This window comes from Blastococcus haudaquaticus (assembly GCF_900230285.1).
Classification (GTDB): Bacteria; Actinomycetota; Actinomycetes; order Mycobacteriales; family Geodermatophilaceae; genus Blastococcus_B; species Blastococcus_B haudaquaticus.
Map to the genome: position 1 here is coordinate 43,950 of NZ_OCNK01000008.1, position 24,688 is coordinate 68,637.

Here is a 24,688-nt window from a genome sequence, read left to right on the forward strand (position 1 = left end):
CGCTGATCGACCTCATCCGTCGCCCGTTCGGTGGACCAGCGCACAACGGGATGGCAACGGGCACTCCCGCCGGACCGGTCCGGGCCGCTACGTTCCGCCCGATGACCACGCGACGGGGCGGGCCCCGGTCGGTCCTGCGCCGCCTGCGGCTCGCTTTCCTGCCCGTCCCCAGCCAGGCCGTCGGGCTGGCCGTCCTCGTCGCGGTGCTCGCCGCCGCCCTGGGTTCCGTCCCGCTGATGATCGGGTCGGCCGAGGAGGGCGCCTGGCGGAGCGAGCGCGCCCGGCACGCCGAGTCCGAGATCGGCACCACCTTTCACTCCTCCTCGACCCCGGGCGCCCCGGAGCCGGCCGCCTCCCGGGTCCCCCTGGCCGCCGAGCTCGACGACGCCGTCGTCGCGACGGCCACCGCTCTCGGCCTCCCCGAGCCGCTCTCCCTGGTCCGCCTGAGCGACCCGCTGTTCTTCGACACCCCGACCGGGCCGGCCCGGATCGTCCACGTCTCCCGCACCGGCGCGGAGCAGAACGTCGACGTGATCGCCGGGGAACCGGGCGTGCTGGCACCCGCCCGCCTGGTCGACCTGATCGGTGTCCAGCCCGGCGGCACGGTCCCGGGCCAGGCGGACTCGGGTGCCGTCGCCTCGTTCGAGGTCACGGGGATCTACGAGGACCTCGCCGTCCCCCTCCCCGCGTACTGGGGCGGCCTGGAGAACCTCTTCATCCCCCCGCCGGACCCGGGCACCAAGGACCCGGAGTTCCCCACCGTCGCCGTCTTCTCGCCGCGGCACCAGGTGCTCGCCACCGCGGTCGCCATCGACGAGGACGTCGAACTCGAGTGGTTCCTCCCGCTGCCGACCGGGATCGGCGTCGACGAGGCCCGCGGCCGGGCCGACCTGATGGAACGGCTCGAGGCGGACCTCGTCGTCCCACGCAGCCGCGCGGTCCGGATCACCAACCTGTTCAGCTTCGAGCGCCCGGCGCCCCGGTCCGAGCTGCCCGACGCACTCGAGCGGGTCGACGAGACGGTCGCCCTCCTCGCTCCCCCGGTCCGTGCGGTCGGCATCGGGGCCGGCGCCGCTGCGCTGGTGCTCGTCGGCGCCTGGGCGGGGCAGCGCGCCCGCCGGCGCGAGGACGAGCTGCTCTTCCTGCTGGCCCGCGGCCTCCCGCCCTCGCGCGCCGGGGCCCAGGCGGTCCGCGAGGCCGTCCTCCCCACGCTCGCCGGGCTCGCCGTCGGAGGGGTCGCCGGATGGCTGCTGGTCCGTGCCTTCGGTCCGGCCTCCGACCTCCCGGATGCCTCCGCCCCCGCCGCCCTGGTCGTCGTCGGAGCGGCCGGCATCGCCGCACTGCTGACCGTCGGCCTCGTCACCACCGCCCTGGTGGCGCGCGCGGACTCCCTCGGCCGGCGGCCCGACGCGCTGTTCGCGCGGATCCCCTGGCTGGCGGTCACCGCGGCGGTCACCGTCGTCACCGCGATCCCGGTGTTCACCGGCCGGGCGGACGGCGGTGGCATCGACCTGCTGCAGCTGGTCCTCCCCCTGCTGGTCACCGCCGTCGTCGCCGGCGCGGTCACCGGAGCACTGCCCCGGCTGGGCGCGCGGGCCCGCGCCCGGCTGGACCGACTCCCCCCGGCGCCGTTCCTGGCGCTGTCCCGGGTGCTCACCGGGCGCTCCGCCACCCGCCTCGTGGTCGTCACGACGGCGCTCGCGCTCGGCCTGATCGCGTACTCCGGTGCGCTGGCCGACTCCACCGAGCGCACCATCGCGGCCAAGCAGGCGGTCGGCACCGGCAGCGACGTCGTCGTCCCGCTGCTCCGGCAGACCATCGAGACGGGACCGCGGCCGCCGGGCACGACGATCGTGGGTGTGGGCACGCGAGCCGAGCTCTCCCCGGGCGAGCGGGTCGCCGACGTGCTCGTCGTCCGGCCGGACGAGGTCGCCGCGATCACCCGGTGGAATCCCGCCTTCGCCGACCAGCCGCTCGACGAGCTGATGGCCGCCCTCGCCGACCACGAAGGCAGCGGCGTGCCCGTCGTCCTGGCCGGGACGGCCGACGACGACGTCGGCGCGGAGCTGGTGCTGCAGTTCGGGCGCGTCTACGCCATGCAGCTGGACGTGGTCGGTCGCACCGACGCCTTCCCCGGCCAGCCGGCCCGGGCGCCGATGGTGGTCGCCGACTGGGACAGCTTCACCGCCGCGGTAGAGGGGAGCGGCCGGGAGGTGGACGCCGTGCTCGATCGGCAGGTGTGGGCCCGCGGCGCCGTCGAACCCGTGCTGCAGGCCCTCACCGCCGAGGACTACGCCTACGACCTCGACCAGGTGCGCACGAGCAGCGACTTCGCCGCCCGCCCGGAGCTCAGCGCCCAGTCGTGGTCGTTCGGCTACCTGCGGGCCATCGCGCTCGCCGCCGGGCTGCTCGGGCTGACCGGGATCGCCATGCACGCCCTGGCGCAGCAACGCCGCCGGACGGTCGCGGCGCTGCTGCTCACCCGCATGGGCATGGGACGCCGGTCCCTGGACGCGGCCGGCGCGCTGGAGATCGGGCTGCTGGCCGGGCTCGGGGCGCTCGTGGCGGTCGCCGTGGCCCTGCCGACGTCGGCGCTGCTGCTCGGCCTGCTGGACCCGGTGCCCGACCTGCGCCCGGACCCCCTGTTCGCCCTCCCGTGGGGGAGCGTCGCGGCCGTCGTGGTGGGGGTCGCGCTCGTCACCGCGGCGAGCGCTCTGCTGGTCGGGCGGTCGGCCCGGCGGGCGACCGGAGGACAGGTGATGCGCGATGCCACATGACGCGACCCCGGCGGCGGTCTGTGAGGGACTGGTCCGCATCTACTGGTCGCCGAGCGGCGAGGTGCACGCGCTCAAGGGCGTCGACGCCGTCGTCCCCGCCGGGCGGCTGACCGCCATCACCGGGCCCTCCGGCTCGGGCAAGAGTTCGCTGTTGCGGATCCTCGCCGCGCAGGACCGGCCGACCGCGGGGCGCGCGGAGGTCGCCGGCCACGCGCTGACCGGGATGTCGGCCCACCGGCTGCGCACGCTGCGCCGACGGAACATCGGCTACGTCTTCCCCCGCCCGCCGCAGAACCTGCTGCCGCACCTCACCGCCCGCGAGCACCTGGCCATGGCCGGGAAGCTGCGCGGCGTCTCCCGGGCCGACGTCGTCCGGGAGACCAGCGAGCTCCTCGACCTGCTGGGCATCGCCGACCGGGCCGAGCACCTGCCCGGACAGCTGTCCGGCGGCGAGCAGCAGCGGCTCGCGTTCGCCCAGGCCGTCGTCGGACGCCCGGCACTGGTGGTCGCCGACGAGCCGACCAGCGAGCTGGACAGCCGGACCACCGCCGACCTGCTGGGCGCGGTCTCCGAGCTGACCCGCACCGGCACGACCGTCGTCATGGCCACGCACGATCCGCTCGCCGCGGCGGCCGCCGACCAGGTCATCCACCTCCGCTCGGGCACGGTCGCCCACGAGGAGGTCGCCGGGCGGCGGCTCGCGGTGATCGACGGCGACGGCCGCGTGCAACTGCCCGAGGAGGCGCTGGCCCGTTTCCCCGACCGCCGCGTGCTCATCGAGCTCACCGCCGACGGCGTCGTCCTGCGGGACCCGTCGTGACGACCACCACCGGCACGCTGTCGGCGACGGACGTGCACAAGAGCTACCGCCGCGGTCGCGAGCAGGTGCACGCGCTGCGCGGGGTCTCGGTGGAGGTGCGGCCGGGCGAGGTGGTGGCGCTGCTCGGCCGCTCCGGTTCGGGGAAGACCACGCTGCTCAACTGCCTGCTCGGCTGGGAGCAGCCCGACGCCGGGTCGGTGCACGTGCCCGGCGCCGCCCGCCCCGACGCGGCGGGGTGGGCGACGGTCGCCGTCGTCCCCCAGCGGTTCGGGCTGCTGGACGAGCTCACCCTCGCCGACAACGTGGCGATGGCGGCCCGGCTGGCGGGTGCCGCGGAGCCGGGACCGGCGGCGCTCGCGGCGCTCGCGGCGCTGCGCCTTGAGCACCTGGCCGGGCGGATGCCCGACGAGGTCTCGCTGGGGGAACAGCAGCGGACCGCGATCGCCCGGGCCCTCGTCGTCCGGCCGGCGTTCCTCATCGCCGACGAGCCCACCGGCCGGCTGGACGAGGAGCTGTCCACGCACGTGCTGACGACCCTGCGGGAGGTCTACGCGGCGGCCGGGACGGGTGTGCTGCTGGCCAGCCACGACCCGGTGGTGGTCGCCAACGCCGACCGCGTGGTCCGCCTCAGCGACGGCCAGGTGATCGAGGGCTGACTTCCCGCGCGAGTGTGCAGGTATCGGCCCCATCCGGGCGGGATAAGGCCGACTTCCGCACACTCACGGCGGCTCACTCGTACTCGGGGCCGACGGCGCCCGTCTCGACCTCACCCACGCGCCGGTAGGTGGTCATCAGGACGCCGGTGGGGGAGACCTGGTGGTCGCTCAGCCGCCACGTGCGGGGGATGGCCCCGTCGCCGAACAGCCGCTTGCCCTCGCCGAGCACCACGGGGAAGACCACGAGCCGCAGCTCGTCGACCACGTCCTCCGTCAGCAGCGTCTGGATCAACCCCGCCGAGCCGTGCACCTGCAGCTCGCCGCCGTCCTCGGACTTGAGCGCACGGACGGCGTCACCGACGTCGCCCTGCAGCAGCTCGGCGGTCCCCCACTCCACCGAGGTGAGGGTGCGGGAGGCGACGTACTTCTTCTTGAAGTTGATGCCCTGGGAGACCGGGTCGTCACCGATCATCTGCGGCCACGAGGCGTAGAAGATCTCGTAGGTGGTGCGCCCGAGCAGGAAGTCCTGGGCGCCGGTGAACCAGGCGTTCATCTGCTCGCCGATCGTCTCGTCGAAGAACGGCGGCAGCCAGCCCTCGAGGGAGAAGCCGCCCGAGGGGTCCTCCCCGGGGCCGCCGGGGGCCTGCATGACCCCGTCGAGGGTGACGAACGTGGTGACGACGAGCGGGCGCATGGCGATCTCCTCCGGTGCGTGGGCCGCGTGCCGGCCCCTCACCCAGACGTCGAACGGGAACCGCAGTCATCGACACGATCGAGGAAATTCCTCCAGCAGTGACACCGCCCGGCGGGTGGGCGCCGAGGCGCTCAGCCGGTTCCCCGCCGAGTGGGGCCTGGCGCCCGACGTCGTCTTCGCGCAGGCACACAGCGTGGGCTCGGGGCACATCCTGGAACTGCTGGCCCTGGAGCGGGCGGCCGAGCACCTGGACCGGGTCGAGCACTACGCCGCCCTGAACGCGACCCAGGCCCCGCTCCGCGCCGCCGGGCTGCGGCTGGCCATCGACGACGTCGGCGCGGGCTTCTCGTCGCTGCGGCACATCGTCGTCACCGCTCCCGACGTCATCAGGATCGACCGCAGCATCGTGGCCGGCCTCGACGCCGGCCCCGTTCTGGAGACGCTCGTCCGCTCGCTCGTCGAGTTCGGTCACGGCTGCGCGGTGCGCGTCGTCGCCGAGGGGGTGGAGGGCGAGGGCGAGGGCGCCGTCCTGGGACGGCTCGGCGTGGACCACGGCGAGGGCTGGCACTACGGCCGCCCGGCCCGCCGGAGGCCTGGCCCAGATCACCCCGCTGCCGGTCCGGGTGCCGCACCCGCGCCGCGAGGCCGTTCCCGGCCTCGGATCAGCGCGCGTGCGCTGACGCCAGGTGCGGCTCCAGCTCCTTCATGATCATCGCGTGCGGCCGGGCGCCGACGACGGTGGTGACCACCTCGCCGCCCACGAACAGCGCCAGTGTCGGCATGCCCATGACGCCGTAGGCCCGGGTGGTGAGCGGGTTCTCGTCGACGTCGATGGCCAGGACCCGCAGCCGCCCGGTCTGCTCGGCGGCGATCTGCGCCAGCACGGGCGCGATCATGCGGCACGGCGGGCACCAGGTGGCGGTGAACTCGACGAGCACGGGGACGGCGCTGGCCAGGACGTCGTCCCGGAAGGTGGCGTCGGACGTGGTGGGCAGGGTGCTGGACATGGCTGCTCTCTCCTCGGCGGCTGACTAGCGGTTGATCTCGGCGATGAGCCGGTCCCGCGGCGCGGTCTCCTGGCCGCACTCGCAGACCAGGCGGGCGGTGACCCGGCCGCCGCACCCGCCGTGCCGGTAGACGACATCCCCGGGGACGCCGCCCCCGAGATGGCGCTCGCCCCAGTCGGACATCGCCGACAGCAGGGGCAGCAGGTCGTAGCCGGCGTCGGTGAGCACGTACTCGGTGCGCACGCGGCTGCCCGGCACCTGGTACGGGCGGGTGTCGAGGACGCCGGCGTCGACGAGCCGGCGCAATCGGTCGGACAGCACCGTGCGGGGCGCCCCGGTGGCCGCCTCCAGCTCGTTGAACCGGCGGAGCCCGAGGGACACGTCGCGGACCACCTGCAGCGCCCACCGTTCCCCCACGAGAGCCAGGACGCCCGCCACTCCGTCATTCACGGTGCTGAGTCTAGACCCAGGACTCAGCTCCCGGTACGAGGACGCGTCCCGCCGCGTCGCGGGTCAGCGCCCGGGGTCCTCGGACCTCCGCGGCCGCTCTGATCGCCGATGCGGGTGCATCTTCGCCCCGTACATCGCCCGGTCGGCCCGGCCGATCAGCTCGTCGGCGTCGTCACCGGGGCGCCCGACGGCGATGCCGATGCTGACGCCGATCGACAGCGGACCCCGCGGACCCTCGAAGGGCGCCCGGACGACGTCGAAGACCCGGTCGGCCATCGCGGCGAGCTCGTCCTCCGCCCGCCCGTGGCACACGATCACGAACTCGTCCCCGCCGAAGCGCGCCACGAGGTGGCCCGGACCGACCACCGTGGCCATCCGCTGGGCCACCTCGGCCAGCAGGGCATCTCCCACCGCGTGCCCGTACCGGTCGTTGACCGCCTTGAACTGGTCGAGGTCGCAGAAGAGCAGTGAGCAGTCCGCACCGTCCGCGAGGCGCGTCCGGAGGGCGTCGAAGAGGGCGCCCCGGTTGGCGATCCCGGTGAGCAGATCGGTCTGCGCGCGCCGGTGCAGCTGCGCCTCGCGGCGCCGGTCGTCGGTGACGTCGAGCCCGACGCAGCCGACGGCGTAGGGCCGCCCCTCGTCATCGCGGAGCACGGTGTTGCGCATCGCCACGCGCCGGCGCTCCCCCGTGCCGGTGAGCCAGTCGCCCTCCTGCGGGTAGGCCGTCCCGGTGGCCATCGCCCGCGCGACGGCGTCCTGGGAGAGCGCCGCGTGCTCGGGCACCACGTAGACGTCCCAGAACAGCCGCCCGGCGAGCTCGGCTCCGGTCCGGCCGGTGAACCGCTGCAGCGCCGGGTTGGTCAGCAGGATCCGCCCGTCGCCGTCCACGATGCAGAGCAGCGCGTCACTGGCGTCGACGAAGTCGCGCAGCAGCTGATCCGGGGCCTGGGCCACCTCGGGCTGCACAGTCATCGGGCCAACTTCCACCGTCGGACCGGAGCACGTCGTCGTACACCGGGAGCAAGGACCGTACGACCCAGGTCGCCGCTCCGCGCTCTCCCCCACCGACGATTCTGCGGCCATACCCGCAGGAGGCCGCAAGTGTTACCGCGGGTACGGGTCAGTTCACCGTTCCGGTGCAGCCGCTGCGTTCCGCTCGACGGCGCCGAGGAGCGCGGTGAAGCCGGGCCTGTCGCGGACCGGCAGATCGGCGAGCAGCCGGTCCAGGGTCGCCACGTGGTCGGTGACCGCCGCGTCGACCAGAGCCTTGCCCGCGTCGGTCAGCTCGACGACGCCGAATCGCCCGTCGGCCGGGTCCGGGCGCCGCACGACGAGCCCGCGCTCCTCCAGCCGCTGCATCCGGTTGGTGGTGGCGGCCGGCGAGAGCACCATCGCCCGCGCCAGGTCACCGGGCGAGAGCCGATAGGGCTCCGCGGCCCGCCGCAGCGAGGCGAGCAGGTCGAACTCGCCGCGGTTGAGGCCGTGCCGCCCGAGCGTCGCCTCGATCGCCCGGGACGCCGCCAGGTGCGCCCTGGTCAGCCGCGCGAAGACCGCCATGGACGACGGATCGACGTCCGGCCGTTCCCGGCGCCACTGCTCGACCATCTGCTCCACGGCATCTCCCCCAGCCTCGGCCACGGAAAGAGTTTGACATCGAAATACCTCGCGGTGCATCATTTCGACGTCGAAATGAGCGCGGGGGAGAACCGAGGAGGACGAGATGCCGTCACCACTGACCGACTGGTACGACGCCCTGGCCGCCGGCGACCTGGCCACGGCCGCGCAGAGCCTGACCGAGGACACCGTGCTGCACGTGCCGGGCCGCAGCTCCAACACCGGCACCTACACCGGGCGTGACGCCGTCGTGGGGTTCGTGGCCCACGCGGCCGAGGTCACCGGCGGAACCCTGGCCCTCACCGTCCACCGGGTCCTGGACGACGGCGAGTGGGGCGTGGCCCTGTGCACCTACACCGCCACCCGCCCGGACCGGGAGCAGTCGCTGGAGAACAACCTCGCGCACGTGGCCCGGCTGCGGGACGGCCGGATCGCCGAGTCGTGGCTGCACAGCCGCGACCAGTACGCCGTCGACGAGTTCTGGGGCGCGGCCGCGCAGGAGGTGGCGTCGTGAGCGTGGAGCGCCGGCACCTGCCGTGGTCGGCCGACGAGGCGGCCGCCCTGGTGCTCGACTGGTCACGGGACGGCGAGTGGCGGTCGGCCGTCCGCAGGATGGAGACCGAGCCCGCCGGCCCGGCGAGGGTGGGCCAGCGGATCACCGAGGAGCTGCGCTTCGCGGGCGGAACGTTCGTCACGCCGACGACGATCACCGCGGCGGAGGCCCGGTCGGCCTCCTTCGCCGGCGGCAACGCCACCGCGGCCGTGGAGGGGCGGCGGACCGTCGTCCCCGAGGCCGACGGCGGGTGCACCGTGGTGCTCGAGGTCGACGTCCGGATGACCGGGCCGCTCGCCGTGCTCAATCCGGTGCTGGCACCGGTCTACCGGCGCCGGCTCGCGAGCGAGGCCGACGCGCTGGCCGCGCTGGCTCAGGCGACGAGCTCGACCGCCCGCTCGGCGGAACCGACCAGCCGCGCGTAGCGGCCGCCCCGGGCGAGCAGCTCCTCGTGCGAGCCCTGCTCCACGACCCGCCCGGCGTCGAGGACGGCGATCCGGTCGGCGTCGCGCACCGTCGAGAGGCGGTGCGCGATGGTGATCGTCGTCCGCCCCCGCGCGGCCTCGTCGAGGGCGGCCTGGACGGCCCGCTCGGTCTCGTTGTCGAGCGCACTGGTCGCCTCGTCGAGCACCAGGATCCGCGGGTCACGCAGCAACGTGCGGGCGATGGCCAGCCGCTGCTTCTCCCCGCCGGAGAACCGGTGCCCCCGGGCGCCGACGACGGTCTCGTAGCCGGCGGGGAGCGCGGCGATCACGGAGTGCACCTGCGCCCGGCGGGCGGCCTCCTCCAGCTCGGCGTCCGTGGCGTCGGGCCGGGCGTGCAGCAGGTTCTCGCGGATGGTCCCATGCAGCAGGTAGGTCTCCTGGGAGACGACACCGACGAGGCGGGCCAGGTCGGCCAGGGTGAGGTCGCGGACGTCGACGCCGTCGATGGTCACCCGGCCGGTCGTCGGGTCGTTCAGCCGCGCCACCAGCGAGGCCAGGGTGCTCTTGCCCGAGCCGGTCTCGCCGACCAGCGCGAGCGTCGTCCCGGCCGGGATCGTCAGGTCGACGTCGGCGAGGGCGGCCCGCGGCCCGTCGGGGTAGCTGAACCCGACGTGCTCGAAGCGGACCTCGCCCCGCACCCGGTCGGGATCCAGGCGGACGGGCTGGGCCGGGTCGTCGATGTCGACGGGCAGGTCCAGGTACTCGAAGACCCGGCTGAACAGCGCCATCGAGGCGGTCAGCGCGACGCCGATGTCGAGCAGCCCCATCAGGGGACGGAAGAGCGCGCCCTGGAGCGTGGTGAACGCGACCAGCGTGCCGATGGTCATGCCACCCGACGTCACGGGCAGCCCGGCGGCCAGGTAGATGAGCGCCGGGATGCCGGCGAACACGATGCTCATGGTCGCCATGCGCCAGCGGCCGGCCAGCTGTGACCGGACCTCGAGGGCGACCAGGTCGTCGGACGTGGCCGCGAAGCGCTGCGACTGGGCCGGGCCCGCGCCCAGGGTCTTGGCGAGGAGCACGCCGCTGACCGAAAGGCCCTCCTCCACCTGCGAGTGCAGCTCGGCCAGCGAGCGCTGCCGGCGGGCGGTAATGGTGCGGCGCAGACGGGCGACCCGGCGGGTCAGCAGGACTGCCGGCGGCAGCACGACGAGGGAGAGCAGGGAGAGCCGCCAGCTGAGTGCGGCCATCGCGACGACGGTGCCGATCACGGTGGTCGCGTTGGCGGCGAAGGACGTCGCGGTCGAGGTGACCACCGACTGCATGCCGCCGATGTCGTTGGTCAGGCGCGACTGCACCTCACCGCCGCGCGTGCGGGTGAAGAAGCCGAGCGACTGGCGCTGCAGGTGGCCGAACACCGCCGTCCGCAGCCCGTGCATGACCCGCTGGCCGACCGTGGTGGACAGCCAGGTCTGGACCACGCCGAACACCGCGGTGACCACGGTGACGGCGAGCATGCCGCCGACCGCCCACAGCAGCAGGGACACGTCCTGCGCGGGGATCGCCTCGTCGATGAGGAGGCGGATCAGGAACGGGGTGGCCAGCGCGACGGTCGAGGACGCCACGATCAGCGCCACCACCACGGCCAGCTGCCACCGGTAGGGCCGGAACAGCCCGGCCACGCGGCTCCACCGCACGGGCGACCGCTCGAGCTGGGCCTTGTCGGCCGGGTCGGGCCGGCGGCCGCTCCGGCCACCGCCGTCGCCTCCCCTGCCGTCCCCGCCCCTGCCGTTCGTCGTCATCTCGTCGATGCCGACCACCTCCTCGTCAAGATGCTGAGGTTACCTCACGGTGTGGTAACCGCAGCGTCGTCGCTACCATTCCTCCGTGGCGGACGACGGGACGGCTGAGCTGGGCGACCTCGTCATGCGCCTGGCCCGGCTCCAGCGCCGGCGCTTCCGCGAGGCGCTGGCGCCGTGGGACCTGTCCCCGCACCACGCGCGCGCCCTCATGGTCATCAGCGCCCGCGACGGCGTCCGGCTCTCCGACCTGGCCGAGGGGCTGCGCATCGCGCCCCGGTCAGCGACGGAGGTGGCCGACGCCCTGCAGGAGCGCGGCCTGATCGAGCGCTCCCCCGACCCCGGCGACCGGCGCGCGGTCCTGCTGCGTGCCACCGACGAGGGCCGGGCGGTCCGCCGCGAGATCGACGCGGCGCGGACGGCCGACTCCGCCCAGCTCTACGGCCGCCTGTCCGCGGACGACCGGGCAGCGCTGAACCGGATCCTCACCACCCTCACCGACGAGCTCTGAATCCAGCTCCGGAATGCTCGTCGCGAATGGCCGGCGAGCCATTCGGTGACCATTCTGGTCGACGGCACTCCGCTGCGACGGTTCGATGATTCCGCAGGCCAGGCGACGTGGGGCCGGTCACATGATGGACTCTTCCGTGGTGCACCTCACCACCGAAATGGTCGTTCGTGTGCCGAGTCACAGGTGGGACGCCGAATTTCCGGGCGAGGCGTGTCGATGATGGAAAGGGCGTCATCGGACGCGCAGCAGTAAAGAGGAGAAGACAATGACGACGTTCATCGGCCGACCGGGCTCCCGCACCACCGACGCGAGCGCCATCCTGCAGAGCGGGAAGCGCTTCACCCGTTCCCTCGCCTCGGTCGGCGCCGTCGTGCTCGACGCCATCGAGGCCACCCGAGCCATCGGGTCCGCGCACAGCGCGGCCGACCGGCGCGCCGTGCTGGACCGCTTCGCCGCCGACACCACGCGCGACGCGAGCCGTCCCGCGGCCTGACGCCGCCGACCGACGACACCCACGCGCCGGTGGTCGCCCCGCGCGGGGCGACCGCCGGCGCGTCGCCGTCTCAGGACCGGGAGAGGTCCCCCGTCGACAGTCGACCGCCGAGCCGGCGGGGGATCCCGGCCGGGTTGGCGTCCTGGAGGACGTCGTCGAGCAGGGCGGCCGGCACGTCCTGGTAGGTGACCGGCCGCAGGAACCGGCGGATGGCGGTCATGCCGACCGACGTGTGCAGCGGCGAGCTGGTGGCCGGCCACGGGCCCCCGTGGTGCATGGCCCACGACACCGCGACGCCGGTGGGCCAGCCGTTCCACACGATGCGCCCGGCCTGGTCGCGCAGCTCCCGGACGAGCGGGCGGACCAGCTCGATCTCGTCGGGCTCGGCGTGCACCGTGGCGGTCAGGCTGGCGCCGAACGCGCGAGCGGCGACCAGCACGTCGTCCATGCCGTCGTACTCGACGACCACGGACGTCGGCCCGAAGCACTCCGGCAGCACGGTGTCCTGCTCGGCGAGCAACGTCGCGAGGTCGGTGGCCAGCAAGGTGGCCCCGGCCGGGCCGCCCGCGTCCGGGTCGCTGTCCACGGCGGCGGCCACGCGCATCCCCGGCAGGGCGGCCAGCTGCGCACGGACCGCGTCGTGCCCGGTCCGGATGCGCTCGTGCAGCATCCGCCCCGGCGCCGCGGCCGCGACGGCCCGCTCGAGCGCCGCGTCCAGGCCGTGCCCGCGCGGCAGGAAGAGCAGACCCGGCTTCGTGCAGAACTGCCCGACCCCCAGGGTGAACGAGGTGACGAACCCAGCCGCGATCTCGTCCCCGCGCGCGGCGATCGCCCCCGCGGTGACGAACGTCGGGTTCAGGCTGCCCATCTCCGCGTAGAAGGGGATGGGCGCGTCCCGCTGCGCGGCGATCCGGTACAGCGCCGTCCCACCGTGCAGCGATCCGGTGAACCCCGCCGCCGTGATCCTGGGGTCGCGCAGCGCGTCCACCCCCACCTGCTCGCCGAGGACCAGCGCGAACGACCCCGCGGGCATGCCGGCGCCCTCCCAGGCCCTGCGCACCACCTCCGCCGTGCGCACCGACGTCTCCGGGTGCCCGGGGTGGGCCTTGACGACGACCGGGCAGCCGGCGGCGAGCGCCGAGGCCGTGTCACCACCGGCCACGCTGAAGGCGAACGGGAAGTTGCTGCCGGCGAACACCAGGACCGGTCCGAGCGGGACCTGGACCCGCCGCAGGTCGGGGCGCGGCACCGGCGTCGCACCCGGGTCGGCCGGGTCGATGATCACGTCGAGGTAGGAGCCCTCCTCGAGCCCCCCGGCGAACATGCGCAGCTGCCCGCTGGTGCGCCCCACCTCGCCGGTCAGCCGCGGAAGGGGCAGCCACGTCTCGCGGGCGGCCACCTCGACCAGGTCGGCCGACGCCGCGTCGAGCGCGTCGGCGACCGCCCGCACCGCGCGGGCGCGGGCGAGCCGGTCGGTGTCGGCGAGCGGAGCAGCGCTCGCGGCGAGGCCGGCGAGGATCTCCTCCAGCAGTGCGGGGTCGGTGTCGGGCACCGGCCGGGCGGTCATCGCAGGACCCCTCCGACGTGGTGGTCGGCCCGGGCCGCGCGGGCGACGGCCAGCGAGGCGACCGGGTTGGTCAGCGTTCCGACGTGCTCGACGTCCACCTCGACCACGTCGCCCTCCAGGAGGGTGAAGTCCAGGTCCGGCACGATCCCGGTCCCGGTGGAGAGGACGGCCCCGCCGGGGAAGTCCTGCGCAGCCACCAGGTGGGCGACCAGGTCGGGCACGGTCCGGTGCATCCGCGCGGTCGACGTCGTCTCCTCGAAGACCGCCGAGCCGCCGCGGGTCACCCGGATCCCGATGGTCAGCGCGGTGGGATCGGGGACCTCCCATGCCGGGCGGATGCCGGTCGCGAGGGCACAGCTCCCGGCGTAGATCTTCGCCTGGGGCAGGTAGAGGGGGTTCTCGCCCTCGATGTCTCGCGAGGAGACGTCGTCGCAGACGGTGTAGCCGAACACCTCGGCGGTAGCGGTCACGACGACGGCGAGTTCCGGTTCCGGCACGGTCACCGCGGAGTCCGGCCGCGCCGCGATCGGCTCGCCGTCGGTGACCACGCGCCAGGCCACGGACTTGAGGAACAGCTCCGGCCGGTCCGCGGCGTAGACCCGGGAGTAGACGTCCTGGACCTGGCTCTCCTCGACACGGGCGTCCATGGACCGCTCGTAGGTGACCCCCGAGGCCCAGACCTCGGTGAGCCCGTCCACGGGCGGCAGCAGCCGCACCGCCGCCAGGGGCGTCACCGGCCCGCCCGCGGCGGCGCCCTCGACCAGCGCGCGGGCCTCGTCCAGCCCGAGCGCCAGCAGCGCCGACATGGAGCTCACGCCCGGCACCGGCCGGACGCCGCCGTCGCCGAGCACTCCGACGCGGACCGCGCCGTCCGCCTCGTACCGCACCACGTGGGTCATCGGCCCTCCTCCTGGTCGGGTGTCCCGCCGAGCCACCTCAGGATCTCGTCGTCGTGCTGCCCGAGCAGGGGTGGCGCACTGTGCCGCGCCCGCCCCGCCGGCGCGCCCGCAAGCGTCTCCAGCCGGAGCGGCGGGCCGGGCAGCTGCACCGTCCCCAGGGTCGGGTGGTCGACGTCGACGACCAGCCCCTGGCTGAGGGTCTGCTCCCAGGTGTAGACCTCGTCCAGCGTCCGCACCTTGCCCGACGGGACCCCGGCCGCGGCGAGCAGCGCGAGCCACTCCGCGGCCGGCCGGTGGGCCAGCCGCTCCTCCATCGCCTCGATCAGTTCCGGCCGGTGTGCCACGCGGTCGCGGCCGGACCGGAAGCGCGCATCGTCGGGGTCGAGCTCGAGGACGGCGGCCATCGCCCGCCACTGGGCGTCGTTCCCGACGGCCACCTGGATGATCCCGTCCTGCGCGGTGAAGGCCCCGTAGGGCGCGATGGCCGGATGGTGGTTGCCGCTCGCCCGCGGCACCTCGCCGGCCACCGTCCACCGGGTGCCCTGGAACGCGTGCACGCCGACGATGGCCGCCAGCAACGACGTCCGCACGACCGTTCCACGGCCGGTCCGCGCCCGGTCGGCGAGCGCCGCCGCCACCCCGAAGGCGCCGTACATGCCCGCCAGCAGGTCACCGATCGGCACCCCGACGCGCGTTGGCCGGTCGGGCGAGGGGCCGGTCAGCGACATCAGGCCCGCCTCGCCCTGCGCGATCTGGTCGTAGCCGGCCCGGCCGCCCTCCGGGCCGTCGTGGCCGAAGCCGCTGATGGACAGGACCACCAGGCCGGGGTTCAGCTCCTCGAGGCGCGGGAGGCCGAACCCCAGCCGGTCGAGCACGCCGGGCCGGAAGTTCTCCACCAGGACGTCGGCCCGCTCGAGCAGCCGCGCCAGCGCGGTCCGCCCGGTGTCGGACTTGAGGTCGAGCTGGAGCGACTCCTTGTTGCGGTTGGCCGACAGGAAGTACGTGGACACCGGCTCGTCCTCGGGACCGACGAACGGCGGCCCCCACTGCCGCGAGTCGTCACCGGTGCCGGGCGTCTCCACCTTGATGACGCGGGCCCCCATGTCGGCCAGCATCATCGTCGCCTGTGGCCCCGCGAGGGCCCGCGAGAGGTCGACGACCAGCGTGCCGGCCAGCGGGCCGGAGGCGGACGGTTCCGTCACCGGCCCTGCCACACGACGGGCTGCTTCGCGGCGAAGGCAGCGACGGCGGCGTGGAAGTCGTCGCTGCCGAAGACGCGGCTGACGATGTCGTCGCCGTCGGGGATGGCCGCCCGCCGGATGCGGCGGACCGCCTCCTTGGTCGCCCACATGCTGAGCGGCGCGTGGCCGAGCAGGGTCTGCACGACGCCGTCGGTGGTGCTGTCGAGGTCGTCGTCGTCGCACAGCTCGGCGACGAACCCCGCGGCGGCGGCCTCGTCGCCGGTCAGCAGCCGTGCCCGCAGCAGGACGTCCAGGGTCCGTGCCGGCCCGAGCTGCTGCACCAGGAGCGAGTAGTTGTTCATGGACAGGCAGTTGCCCAGGGTGCGGGCGATGGGGATGCCGAACCGCGCCGAGCGGGTGGCGACCCGCAGGTCGCAGACCGCGGCGATGCCCAGCCCGCCGCCGACGCAGAACCCCCGGATCGCCGCGACGGTCGGGACGTCGACGTCCTCGAGCCGGTTGACGATCCGGGCGATCTTCTCCTCGTACTCGACGCCGTCCTGACCGCTGGAGAACTCGGCGAACTGGCTGATGTCGGTGCCTGCGACGAAGGCCTTGTCCCCGGTCGCCTTGAGCACCAGGACGCGGATGTCGTCATCGGCGTCGGCGTGCTCGCAGGCCTCGTACAGGCCCTCGTACATGCCCCACGTCATCGCGTTGCGCTGGCGAGGGCGGTTGAACGTGACGGTCAGGACACCGCCGCCGGCCTCGACGAGCAGTTCTGGTTCATCCACGGGTGGAGCCCTCCGGAGTGCTGTCGGCGGAGTCGGACCGCCGGGAACGGGTGGTGGCACGGCGCCGGAGCAGCCGCGCCATGATGCTGGGGGCGGCGAGCTGGAGGATGGCGATCGCCATGACCACCAGGGCCAGCGGCCGGGTGAAGACGATGAGCAGGTTGCCGTCGCCGATCGCCGAGGTCTGGACCAGCGCCTTCTCGAACAACGGGCCCAGCACGAGGCCCAGCACCAGCGGCGCCATGGGGAGGTCCAGCCGCTTCATGAAGTAGCCGATGATCCCGAAGATCAGCACGACCCAGACGCTGTACATGCCGTTGGAGATCGAGTACGCGCCGACCACGCTGGTCAGCAGGATCATCGGGTACATGTAGCCGTAGGGGACGCGCAGGATCTGCGCGAAGACCGGCGCCAGCGGCAGGTTGAGCACCAGCAGGATCACGTTGCCGATGAAGAAGGACGCCAGCAGGCCCCAGACCAGGGTGGGCTGCTCCTCGAACAGCAGCGGCCCCGGCTGGATCCCGTTGATCATGAAGGCGCCGAGCAGGACGGCCGTGGTGGCGCCGCCCGGGATGCCCAGCGTCAGGGTCGGGACGAAGTTGGCGTTGGCCGCGGCGTTGTTCGCGGCCTCCGGTGCGGCCACGCCCTCGATCGCGCCGGTGCCGAACTCCTTGCCCCGCTTGTTGACCCGCTTCTCGATGCCGTAGGCCATGAAGGAGGCCAGCGTCGAGCCGGCTCCGGGCAGGATGCCGAAGAGGAACCCGAGGAAGCTGCCGCGCAGGATCGGGCCCCGCGACCGGCGGAGGTCCTCCCGGCTGATCATCAGCTCCCGGAACTTCGCCTTGATCGGCGCCGCCGCTCCCTGCCGGATCTGGAAGAGCACCTCACCGACGGCGAAGAGCCCGATCATGACCTCGACGAACGGGATGCCACCCAGCAGGTAGATCGACCCGAAGGTGAACCGCGACGTGCCGCTGCCCGGGTCGACGCCGACGGTGGCGATCAGCAGCCCCACCAGGGCCATGAGCAGCCCCAGCATCCGGTTGTCACCGGCGAAGCTGATGATCGTGGCGAGCCCGAGGATCATCACGGCCAGCATCTCCGGCGGCCCGAAGTCGAGCGCGAACGCCGCGAAGGGCGGTGCCAGCGCCACCAGCAGGCCCAGCGAGATGATCGCCGCGACGAACGAGCCGATCGCCGAGATCGCCAGCGCCGCGCCGGCGCGCCCCTGCCGGGCCATCTGGTAGCCGTCGAGGGTGGTCACCACGCTCGACGCCTCGCCGGGCGTGGAGATGAGCACCGAGGTGATCGTCCCGCCGTACTGCGAGCCGTAGTAGATGCCCGCGAGCATGATCAGGCCGGTCACCGGCTCGAGGGAGAGCGTGAGCGGGAGCAGCACCGCCACGCCGGTCGTCGACCCGAGCCCTGGCAGGACGCCGATGACCGTGCCGACCAGTACGCCGACGAAGCACCAGAGCAGGTTCTCCAGGCTCAGCGCCGTCGAGAAGCCGAGGACGAGGTTGTCGAGCACGTCAGCCCCCGATCCCGATGAGGCCGGTGGGCAGGGGGACGCCGAGGAACCCGACGAAGACGCCGTAGACCGCGGCGACCGCGAGGAACGACACGATCAGCGAGGGGACCCACCTGCGCCGTTCCACGACGGCGGAGATGAACAGGGACAGGACGAAGAACGAGCCGAGGAAGCCGAGCAACGGCACCAGCAGGCAGGCGACGACCAGCGCGGCGAACACGGCCACCAGCTGGCGGCCCCGCTCCTTGGGCGTCCGCCCGAAGATGTCGACGTCGTCCAGCCCCGGCCCGCCGCCGTCGCCGGGGAGGTCCACGGGTCCGTCGTCCGGGGACATCGTGGCCGCGTCCGCGGAGCCGCCCTCCCGGGCGCCGCTCTCCGCGGAGGCGCCGCCCGGGGTGGTGTGCCCAGTCGTGTCCGCAGTCGTGTCCGGGGTGGCGGCGGCGACGACCTCGGCCAGACCGCTGTCGTGCGACGTCCGGTGGCCCCGCAGGGTGGCGAGCAGCTCCCAGCCGGCGATGAGCAGGATGAGCCCACCGACCACCCCGGGGACGAGGCCGGGCCCGACCCGGGAGTCCTCGAGGAAGAACCCGAAGCCGAGGGCCATGACGAGGGCGCCGAGGCCGAGGGCGGTGAGCAGGCCGTACACGACGGCCTGCTCGACCGCGATCCCCCGCCTGGCCGGGGAACCGGTCATCCCTCGAGAACCTGCTGGAGGAGTTCGTTGTTGCCCTCGAGGTAGGTGACGAAGTCGTCGCCGGCAGCGGTGTTGGCCTGCAGGTAGTTGTCCTCGATGTACTGCTGGTACTCGTCGGTCTCGACCGCGGCCTCCATGGTCTCGATCCAGAACTCCCGGGCCGCGTCGTCGATGCCGCCCGGGGCGAGGACGCCGCGGAACTGCGCGAAGGCGACGTCGATGCCCTGCTCCTTGGCCGTCTCGATGTCGGCCAGCTCCTCGTAGTCGGAGTAGCGCTCCTCCGAGTAGGCGCACAGCGCCTTGACCTCGCCGGCCTCGAGCTGGCCGATGATCTCGCCGGGGTTGAGCGACGCGATGTCGATCTGGCCGCCCAGCAGGGCGGCGGTCAGCTCACCACCGGACTCGAAGGGCACGCGGTCGAACTCCACGCCGGTCTCCTGCTCGGTGAGCGTGAAAACGATGTTGTCCAGACCGGTGATGCCGCTGATGCCGGCGACGATGCGCTCGGTCTTGGCGGCCTCGACGACGTCCGTGCAGGTCTGGTACGGGCTGTCGGCGTTCACGATCATCAGGGTGAAGTCGTCCGCCAGCTTCATGATCGGCGTGAAGTCGGTGTAGTCGAACTCGACCTCGCCGCTGATCGGGAGCGCCAGGAGGGCGGTCTCGGTGGCGAGCAGGGTCTCGGCGTTGCCGGCCTCGCCGAGGAAGGCCGAGTAGCCCACCGCGCCGGAACCGCCCTCGCGGTTCTCCACGTTGACGCCGACGTCCCCGTTCGCCGCCTCGATCATGGTGGCCGTGGCGCGGCCGGCGAGGTCACTGCCTCCGCCGGCGCCGAACGGCACGATCATCGTGACGTCGCCGCGGGGCTCGAAGCCTCCGCCGCCGCCACCGGACGAGTCCCCGGACTCGCCACCGCAGGCGGCGAGCGTGAGGGCCAGGACCGAGGTCGTGGCCAGGACGGCGGAACGCGAACGCTTCACGGGAACTCCCTTGTGGGTGGGGGCGGGTCGGACGTGCGGGGTCACTGGAGCTGCCCGGCCTTGGCGGCCAGCCGGTCCTCGAACGAGGGCAGGTCGACGACGAACCGCTCGTGCGTGCCCTGGCCGATCAGCTCCTTGTCGTCCTCGACGCGGATGTCGAACAGCACGCGGCGGCGGTCGACCTCGGTGACGGTGGCGGTGGCCCGCACCGTCTGGCCCCGGAGCGTCGGGGCGATGTGCGCGATGTCGACCTTGCTGCCGACGCTGGCCTGGTCGTCGCGGAGGTGCGGGGCGAGACCCTCGATCGCCGCCTCCTCCAGCAGGAGGACGAGGTTCGGCGTGGAGAAGATGTCGTACTCGCCGCGGCGGGTGCAGTGCTCGGCCGCCACGGTGCGCTCCAGGACGCCCTGGACACCGGGTTCGAGTGTGCTGGTCATGCGGGGGCTCCTCAGAGGGGTCGGTCGTCGGCGGGCAGGGCAGGGACGTCGGGCGGGGGCGCTGCGGTGTGCGCCGGGTCGGCGGCGATGCCCGACTCGATGAGCGCGTCGACCTCGGTGGACGGGATCCCCGCCCACTCCAGGGCTGCGCGGGTCCCGGCCCCCAGCTGGGGGCCGGCGCTGTCCTGGCGGACCGGGGTGCGCGACAGGCGCATGGGCGACCCCAGCTGCCGGACCGGGCCCACGGTCGGGTGCGGGGCGTCCCAGAAGTAGCCCCGCTGGTTGAGGTGGTCGTCGGTGAAGACCTGGCCGTAGTCGGCGATCGGTGCGCAGGGCACGCCGGCCTCGTCGAGCACCCGGACCACGTCCGTCGTGGTCCGGGTGGTGGTGACCCGCTCGATGGCGGGAATGAGGGTGTCCCGGTGGCCGTGCCGCGTGGAGGCGTCGGCGTAGCGCTCGTCGTCGAGGAGCGCCTCGAGCCCCAGGGCGCTGCACAGCCCCTTCCAGGTCTTCGGGGTGACGGCGCCCACCGTCACGTGACCGTCCGACGTCCGCACCGCCTGGTAGGGCGCCGTGCTCTGGTGCGCCGAGCCCAGGGGACGACCGACGTCGCCGGTGGCGAAGTACTTGCCGGCCTCCCAGATGGCGAACGAGACACCGCTCTCCAGCAGGGAGACGTCGAGGTACTGGCCCTCGCCGGAGCGGTCCCGCTCCTTGAGCGCGGCGGTCACGCCGAGCGCCACGTACATGGCGCAGACCAGATCGCAGATCGGCACGCCGATCTTGACGGGGTCGCCGTCCGGGGTGCCGGTGATGCTCATGAGGCCGCCACGCGCCTGGGCCATGATGTCCAGCCCGGGCAGCGCGGCCAGCGGGCCGTCCTGGCCCCATCCGGACGCCGAGGCGTACACGATCCGGGGGTTCACCCGGCGGATCTCCTCGTAGCCGAAGCCGAGGCCCCGCATCGCGCCGGGCCGGAGGTTCTCGATCAGCACGTCGGCCCGCTCGGCCAGTCGCAGGAACGCTTCCTTGCCGTCGGCGGACTTCAGGTCGAGCGCCACCGACTCCTTGTTCCGGTTGAGGCGGACGAACGGTGAGCTCTCCCCGTCGAGGAACGGGCCGGTCTGCCGGACGGGGTCGCCGCCGGTCGGGTTCTCGACCTTCAGGACGCGGGCCCCGAGGTCGGCGAGCTGCATGGTGGCGAACGGGGCAGCCATGAACGCACCGACCTCGAGCACCGTGACGCCGGCCAGCGGGCCCGCGGATTCGACCGCCATCAGCAGCCTCCGTTCCGATTTTGTGCGGTGCTGGAGGTGGTGTGCCTCACAGCAGATGGACTACTGTCTACAAAAGCCAGAGGGACATGACAAGGGTCACAGCACAATCCGTTACAGGAAGATGTGGACACCCCGGCGACGGAGCCCGGGTCCCCACAGCGACCCCCGGCGACCCCCAGCCCTGACACAGAAGGGAGGAACACCGTGACCGCAGCGCCGGACCCCGTGTCCTCCGCCCGCCGGATCGAGGCGCCGCCGAGCATGTCGGTCCTGGCTGCCGAGGCGCTCCGCCAGATGGTGCTCAACGGAGAGCTGCGCCCCGGCGACCGCGTGATCGAGAACCGGCTGACCGACCAGCTGGGCGTGAGCCGCCCGCCGCTGCGCGAGGCCATGCGGGTGCTCGAGCAGGAGGGCCTGATCGTCCAGGTGCCCCGCAAGGGCGCCGTCGTCGCGCCGGTCACACCGCACGACATCTACGAGATCGTGTCGCTGCGGGAGGAGATCGAGCAGATCGCCGTCCGGCTCGGTGTGCCGGTCCGCTCGCAGGCGCGGCTGGACCGGCTGCGCCAGGCGTTCGCGGACGTCGAGGCCGCCGCCGAGGAGGACGGCGCACCGCGGGTGGTGGAGGCCAGCTTCGCCTTCCACCTGGCGATCGTCGGGCTGGCCGGCCACCGCCGGCTCGAGGACGTCTACCGCTCCCTGTCGCTGCAGATGCGCATGTGCATGGCCATGAACCGCCGCGCGCGCGCCGGCATCGAGACCGCCCGGCAGGACGCCGCGCGGCACCGCCCGCTGCTCGATCTCGTCGAGGCCGGCGACGTCGAGGCCATGGCGCACACGCTGGCCCACCACGGCCAGCGCACCTACCTGCTGAGCATCGAGGACGACGCGGAGGGCCACTCGCCTGAGTCGCGGGCCTGGTTCGCCCGCATCCGCCAGGACGAAGAGGAGGCGATGCGGCGTGACGGACACCGATGACACCGGGACCGTGACCGGCTCGTTCGAGGCACTGCAGGCGGCCGTCGGCTGGACCGCCGAGCAGCGGGTCGACGTCGTCGAGCGGCGGCACCTGCGCGACTACCGGCGGGCCATCGGCGCCGACGAGGACGGCACGGACGTGCCGGTCACCATCACCGCCTGCTTCCTGACCGAACCACCGACCATGCCCGAGGCGCTCGCCTACGGGATGGGCTGGATCAACGGCGGCGATCGCTTCGAGGTGCACCGCCCCCTCCAGCTGGGGGACGAGGTGACCTCGCAGCTCACCTTCACCGGCGCCCAGGAGAAGGTCGGCCGCACGGGCACGCTCGCGCTGCTGACCTTCGTGACCGAGTTCCGGCTGCCGGACGGGACGCTGGCGGTCCGCCACGTCGGGACGCGGGTGCGGCGATGACCGGGCCACGGATCGAAGAGACCGGGTCGGAGGAGACCACCCGCGTCGAGACGGCGTCGCTGCGAACGCTCGTGCAGTACGCCGGAGCCAGCGGCGACTTCTACGAGATGCACTACGACATCCCCTTCGCCCAGGCGCGCGGCCACCGCGAGCTCGCGGTGCACGGGCTGCTCAAGACCGCCTGGCTGGGCCGGCTCGTGGAGGAGTGGTTCGCCGGACGTGGCGCGATCACCGTCCTGGACGTGAGCTACCGGGGCATGGACTTCCGCGACGAGCCGGTCACCTGTGGGGGCCGGGTCACCGGCCGGGACGGCGCCCGGGTGGCCCTCGAGGTGTGGACGGCGAGCGCGGACGGCACGAGGACGACCATCGGAACCGCCGAGGTCGAGCTGACGGAGGGACCGGTATGACCCTGGAGAGCATCCACCGCCTGACCGCCGGCCTGGGGCACCCCGTGCTCACCGACGGCCTCTCCAACGGCAAGGACTCCGCAGGACGGTTCCCCGACGGTTCCCGGTACCGCGTCGAGATCCCCAGTTGCGAGGGGCCCGACGTCATGGCGGCCGTCCTGGACGAGGCCGGTGCCCGCGGCGTCCCGGTCCACCGCGTCTCGCAGGGCAGCGGCGTGATGATGCTGACCGACGCCGAGATCGGGCAGATGGTCGTGCTCGGCGCCGAGCACGACGTCGAGGTCAACCTCTTCCTCGGCCCGCGCAGTTCCTGGGACATCGGCGGCCAGACCAAGGTGTCGGCCGCCGTCGGCGCCGCCGCTCGCGGGAACGCGGCCGTGGCCGCCTCGCTGTGCGACGCCGAGCGTGCCGTGCGGCTCGGGATCCGCAGCCTGCTCGTCGGTGACCTCGGGGTGCTCGCCCTCCTGGGCCGGATGAAGCGGGACGGGCAGCTGCCCGAGGACCTCGTGCTGAAGACGTCGGTCCTGATGCCGCTCACCAACGGCCCGACCGCCGCCCTCTACGAGCAGGTCGGGGCGACCAGCCTGAACATCTCCACCGACCTGACCGTCCCGCAGATCGCCGAGATCCGGGCGGCGACGACCGTGCCGATCGACATGTACGTCGAGGTCCCCGACGACCAGGGCGGCGCCGTGCGGTTCTACGACGTCCCCGAGGTCGTGCGCGTGGCCGCCCCGGTCTACCTCAAGCTCGGTCTGCGGAACGCCCCGAACATCTACCCCGTCGGCGGGCACCTCGGCGCGATGGCCCAGAACCTCGGCCGCGAACGCGTCCGCCGCGCGGAACTGGTCCTCCGTCTGCTCGCCGAACTCTCGCCGGAGCTGGCCGCCGTCCCAACCCCCGCCACTGTCGCCGGCTGACCAGCCGGTGCCCCGCACCTCCGAGAGGATTCCCATGCCCCCGCTGTTCACCGGTGTCGGCGTCGCGCTCGTCACCCTCTTCGACGACGACGGCCGCCTCGACACCGCTGCCACCGCCGATCTCGCCGTGCAGCTGACCGGACTCGGCATGCGCGCGGTCCTCCTCGCCGGCACGACCGGTGAGGCGATGTCGCTGACGGCCGACGAGCGCAGCGCGCTGATCAGCGCCGTCCGGGCCGCGATCCCGGCCGACATCCCCGTGCTCGCCGGGACGGGGGCCCCCACCGGCGCGCAGGCCGCCGACCTGACCACGCGGGCGTACGACGCGGGCGCCGACGCCGCGCTGGTCCTCTCACCCCCGGCTGTCGCCGACCCGCGGGCCTACTTCGACCGCGTCGCGAAGGCCGGGAACGGCCGGCCGCTGCTGGCCTACCACTTCCCGTTCGCCGCCGCCCCCGGCATCCCGGTCGAGGTGCTCCCGGATCTCCCGGTCAGCGGCCTTAAGGACTCCTCCGGTGACGCCGGCCGGCTGCTCGACGAGCTGGAGGTCTTCGACCGCGACATCTACGTCGGTGCCACCACGGTGCTGACGATGGGCGGCGCGGTGGGTGCGACCGGCGCCATCCTCGTGCTGGCCAACGCCGAGCCCGAGCGCTGCATCGCCGCCTTCGCCGGCGACGGCAAGGCGCAGGTCGAGCTGGCCGCACCGCACCGCGCCTCCATGGTCGGCTTCCCGGCGGGCATCAAGAACCTGGTCGCCGAGCGCTTCGGCGTCTCCGCGGTCGCCCGGGTGGGTGCGTGACACC

Annotated in this window: 28 protein-coding genes; 13 read left to right on the plus strand and 15 right to left on the minus strand. The window is 73.6% G+C overall.

Annotated features, from left to right (window positions below):
* Positions 1–101: 101 nt before the first annotated feature.
* Genes CRP30_RS21425 through CRP30_RS21435 form a run of 3 tightly spaced genes read left to right on the plus strand, consistent with a single transcriptional unit; the run spans position 102 to position 4,253 of the window.
* Positions 102–2,777 (plus strand): hypothetical protein, encoded by a 2,676-nt coding sequence (locus CRP30_RS21425; RefSeq protein WP_097186067.1) that lies wholly within the window; start codon positions 102–104, stop codon positions 2,775–2,777.
* On the plus strand, positions 2,767–3,597 hold the full coding sequence (locus CRP30_RS21430; protein WP_097186068.1) for an ABC transporter ATP-binding protein: 831 nt from the start codon (positions 2,767–2,769) through the stop codon (positions 3,595–3,597). Before CRP30_RS21425 ends, CRP30_RS21430 begins: the two co-directional genes overlap by 11 nt.
* Positions 3,594–4,253: an ABC transporter ATP-binding protein gene (locus CRP30_RS21435; RefSeq protein WP_097186069.1), complete on the plus strand. Its 660-nt coding sequence runs from the start codon at positions 3,594–3,596 to the stop codon at positions 4,251–4,253. The genes CRP30_RS21430 and CRP30_RS21435 overlap by 4 nt, the downstream gene beginning before the upstream one ends.
* Before the next feature lie 73 nt (positions 4,254–4,326).
* On the opposite strand, the gene CRP30_RS21440 is transcribed toward CRP30_RS21435, so the two are convergent.
* Positions 4,327–4,947: a dihydrofolate reductase family protein gene (locus tag CRP30_RS21440; RefSeq protein ID WP_097186070.1), complete on the minus strand. Its 621-nt coding sequence runs from the start codon at positions 4,945–4,947 to the stop codon at positions 4,327–4,329.
* Positions 4,948–5,062: 115 nt separating this feature from the next.
* Here CRP30_RS21440 and CRP30_RS21445 point away from each other — a divergent pair, with 115 nt between their 5' ends.
* Complete coding sequence (locus CRP30_RS21445) at positions 5,063–5,656, plus strand: EAL domain-containing protein (protein WP_235003606.1); 594 nt, start codon at positions 5,063–5,065, stop codon at positions 5,654–5,656.
* On the opposite strand, the gene CRP30_RS21450 is transcribed toward CRP30_RS21445, so the two are convergent.
* The 4 genes from CRP30_RS21450 to CRP30_RS21465 all read right to left on the minus strand — a co-directional run bounded on the left by CRP30_RS21450 (position 5,610) and on the right by CRP30_RS21465 (position 8,042).
* Positions 5,610–5,954, minus strand: a complete 345-nt coding sequence (locus tag CRP30_RS21450; RefSeq protein WP_097186072.1) for a thioredoxin family protein — start codon at positions 5,952–5,954, stop codon at positions 5,610–5,612. The two genes, CRP30_RS21445 and CRP30_RS21450, sit on opposite strands and share 47 nt — an antisense overlap.
* Positions 5,955–5,978: 24 nt before the next feature.
* Entirely contained in the window at positions 5,979–6,404 is a 426-nt protein-coding gene (locus tag CRP30_RS21455) for a winged helix-turn-helix transcriptional regulator (protein ID WP_159961856.1), read from the minus strand.
* A gap of 63 nt (positions 6,405–6,467) precedes the next feature.
* Positions 6,468–7,376 (minus strand): diguanylate cyclase domain-containing protein, encoded by a 909-nt coding sequence (locus CRP30_RS21460; RefSeq protein ID WP_097186074.1) that lies wholly within the window; start codon positions 7,374–7,376, stop codon positions 6,468–6,470.
* A gap of 153 nt (positions 7,377–7,529) precedes the next feature.
* Entirely contained in the window at positions 7,530–8,042 is a 513-nt protein-coding gene (locus CRP30_RS21465; RefSeq protein WP_159961858.1) for a MarR family winged helix-turn-helix transcriptional regulator, read from the minus strand.
* An 82-nt stretch (positions 8,043–8,124) separates the two neighbouring features.
* On the opposite strand from CRP30_RS21465, the gene CRP30_RS21470 reads away from it, so the two are divergent.
* Together CRP30_RS21470 and CRP30_RS21475 are read left to right on the plus strand one after the other, a co-directional pair.
* Entirely contained in the window at positions 8,125–8,532 is a 408-nt protein-coding gene (locus tag CRP30_RS21470; RefSeq protein WP_097186076.1) for a nuclear transport factor 2 family protein, read from the plus strand.
* On the plus strand, positions 8,529–8,996 hold the full coding sequence (locus CRP30_RS21475; RefSeq protein WP_159961860.1) for an SRPBCC family protein: 468 nt from the start codon (positions 8,529–8,531) through the stop codon (positions 8,994–8,996). The genes CRP30_RS21470 and CRP30_RS21475 overlap by 4 nt, the downstream gene beginning before the upstream one ends.
* Here the strand turns inward: CRP30_RS21475 and CRP30_RS21480 are convergent.
* A complete protein-coding gene (locus CRP30_RS21480; protein WP_304528909.1) occupies positions 8,945–10,816 on the minus strand; it encodes an ABC transporter ATP-binding protein in 1,872 nt (623 codons plus the stop codon). The genes CRP30_RS21475 and CRP30_RS21480 overlap by 52 nt on opposite strands.
* A 67-nt stretch (positions 10,817–10,883) precedes the next feature.
* On the opposite strand from CRP30_RS21480, the gene CRP30_RS21485 reads away from it, so the two are divergent.
* Both CRP30_RS21485 and CRP30_RS21490 read left to right on the plus strand, forming a co-directional pair.
* Positions 10,884–11,306: a MarR family winged helix-turn-helix transcriptional regulator gene (locus tag CRP30_RS21485; protein WP_200814900.1), complete on the plus strand. Its 423-nt coding sequence runs from the start codon at positions 10,884–10,886 to the stop codon at positions 11,304–11,306.
* A gap of 265 nt (positions 11,307–11,571) precedes the next feature.
* Positions 11,572–11,799, plus strand: a complete 228-nt coding sequence (locus tag CRP30_RS21490) for a hypothetical protein (protein WP_097186078.1) — start codon at positions 11,572–11,574, stop codon at positions 11,797–11,799.
* A 70-nt stretch (positions 11,800–11,869) separates the two neighbouring features.
* Here the strand turns inward: CRP30_RS21490 and CRP30_RS21495 are convergent, their stop codons facing one another.
* The 9 genes from CRP30_RS21495 to CRP30_RS21535 are packed head-to-tail and all read right to left on the minus strand — an operon-like array spanning position 11,870 to position 21,159.
* Positions 11,870–13,366, minus strand: a complete 1,497-nt coding sequence (locus CRP30_RS21495) for an aldehyde dehydrogenase (NADP(+)) (RefSeq protein ID WP_097186079.1) — start codon at positions 13,364–13,366, stop codon at positions 11,870–11,872.
* Positions 13,363–14,265: a fumarylacetoacetate hydrolase family protein gene (locus CRP30_RS21500; RefSeq protein WP_097186080.1), complete on the minus strand. Its 903-nt coding sequence runs from the start codon at positions 14,263–14,265 to the stop codon at positions 13,363–13,365. Before CRP30_RS21500 ends, CRP30_RS21495 begins: the two co-directional genes overlap by 4 nt.
* A complete protein-coding gene (locus CRP30_RS21505; protein WP_097186107.1) occupies positions 14,262–15,467 on the minus strand; it encodes a CaiB/BaiF CoA transferase family protein in 1,206 nt (401 codons plus the stop codon). Before CRP30_RS21505 ends, CRP30_RS21500 begins: the two co-directional genes overlap by 4 nt.
* On the minus strand, positions 15,464–16,240 hold the full coding sequence (locus CRP30_RS21510) for an enoyl-CoA hydratase/isomerase family protein (RefSeq protein WP_097186081.1): 777 nt from the start codon (positions 16,238–16,240) through the stop codon (positions 15,464–15,466). The genes CRP30_RS21505 and CRP30_RS21510 overlap by 4 nt, the downstream gene beginning before the upstream one ends.
* Complete coding sequence (locus tag CRP30_RS21515; RefSeq protein ID WP_097186082.1) at positions 16,233–17,771, minus strand: tripartite tricarboxylate transporter permease; 1,539 nt, start codon at positions 17,769–17,771, stop codon at positions 16,233–16,235. The genes CRP30_RS21510 and CRP30_RS21515 overlap by 8 nt, the downstream gene beginning before the upstream one ends.
* A gap of 1 nt (position 17,772) precedes the next feature.
* Complete coding sequence (locus CRP30_RS21520; RefSeq protein ID WP_097186083.1) at positions 17,773–18,465, minus strand: tripartite tricarboxylate transporter TctB family protein; 693 nt, start codon at positions 18,463–18,465, stop codon at positions 17,773–17,775.
* Positions 18,462–19,445: a tripartite tricarboxylate transporter substrate binding protein gene (locus tag CRP30_RS21525; RefSeq protein WP_097186084.1), complete on the minus strand. Its 984-nt coding sequence runs from the start codon at positions 19,443–19,445 to the stop codon at positions 18,462–18,464. Before CRP30_RS21525 ends, CRP30_RS21520 begins: the two co-directional genes overlap by 4 nt.
* 41 nt (positions 19,446–19,486) lie before the next feature.
* The gene (locus CRP30_RS21530) at positions 19,487–19,882 is read right to left on the minus strand and encodes a thioesterase family protein (RefSeq protein ID WP_097186085.1); all 396 of its coding nucleotides are present in this window, start codon (positions 19,880–19,882) and stop codon (positions 19,487–19,489) included.
* An 11-nt stretch (positions 19,883–19,893) separates the two neighbouring features.
* Entirely contained in the window at positions 19,894–21,159 is a 1,266-nt protein-coding gene (locus tag CRP30_RS21535; RefSeq protein WP_097186086.1) for a CaiB/BaiF CoA transferase family protein, read from the minus strand.
* A 204-nt stretch (positions 21,160–21,363) separates the two neighbouring features.
* Here CRP30_RS21535 and CRP30_RS21540 point away from each other — a divergent pair, with 204 nt between their 5' ends.
* The 5 genes from CRP30_RS21540 to CRP30_RS21560 are packed head-to-tail and all read left to right on the plus strand — an operon-like array spanning position 21,364 to position 24,684.
* On the plus strand, positions 21,364–22,137 hold the full coding sequence (locus CRP30_RS21540) for a GntR family transcriptional regulator (RefSeq protein WP_200814901.1): 774 nt from the start codon (positions 21,364–21,366) through the stop codon (positions 22,135–22,137).
* A complete protein-coding gene (locus tag CRP30_RS21545; protein ID WP_159961862.1) occupies positions 22,121–22,552 on the plus strand; it encodes an FAS1-like dehydratase domain-containing protein in 432 nt (143 codons plus the stop codon). The genes CRP30_RS21540 and CRP30_RS21545 overlap by 17 nt, the downstream gene beginning before the upstream one ends.
* Positions 22,549–22,962 carry a MaoC/PaaZ C-terminal domain-containing protein gene (locus CRP30_RS21550; protein ID WP_097186088.1) on the plus strand — a complete coding sequence of 138 codons (414 nt, stop codon included), beginning with the start codon at positions 22,549–22,551 and terminating at the stop codon, positions 22,960–22,962. Before CRP30_RS21545 ends, CRP30_RS21550 begins: the two co-directional genes overlap by 4 nt.
* Positions 22,959–23,882, plus strand: a complete 924-nt coding sequence (locus CRP30_RS21555; protein ID WP_097186089.1) for a U32 family peptidase — start codon at positions 22,959–22,961, stop codon at positions 23,880–23,882. The genes CRP30_RS21550 and CRP30_RS21555 overlap by 4 nt, the downstream gene beginning before the upstream one ends.
* 34 nt (positions 23,883–23,916) lie before the next feature.
* On the plus strand, positions 23,917–24,684 hold the full coding sequence (locus CRP30_RS21560; RefSeq protein ID WP_097186090.1) for a dihydrodipicolinate synthase family protein: 768 nt from the start codon (positions 23,917–23,919) through the stop codon (positions 24,682–24,684).
* The last annotated feature ends 4 nt before the right edge of the window (positions 24,685–24,688 follow it).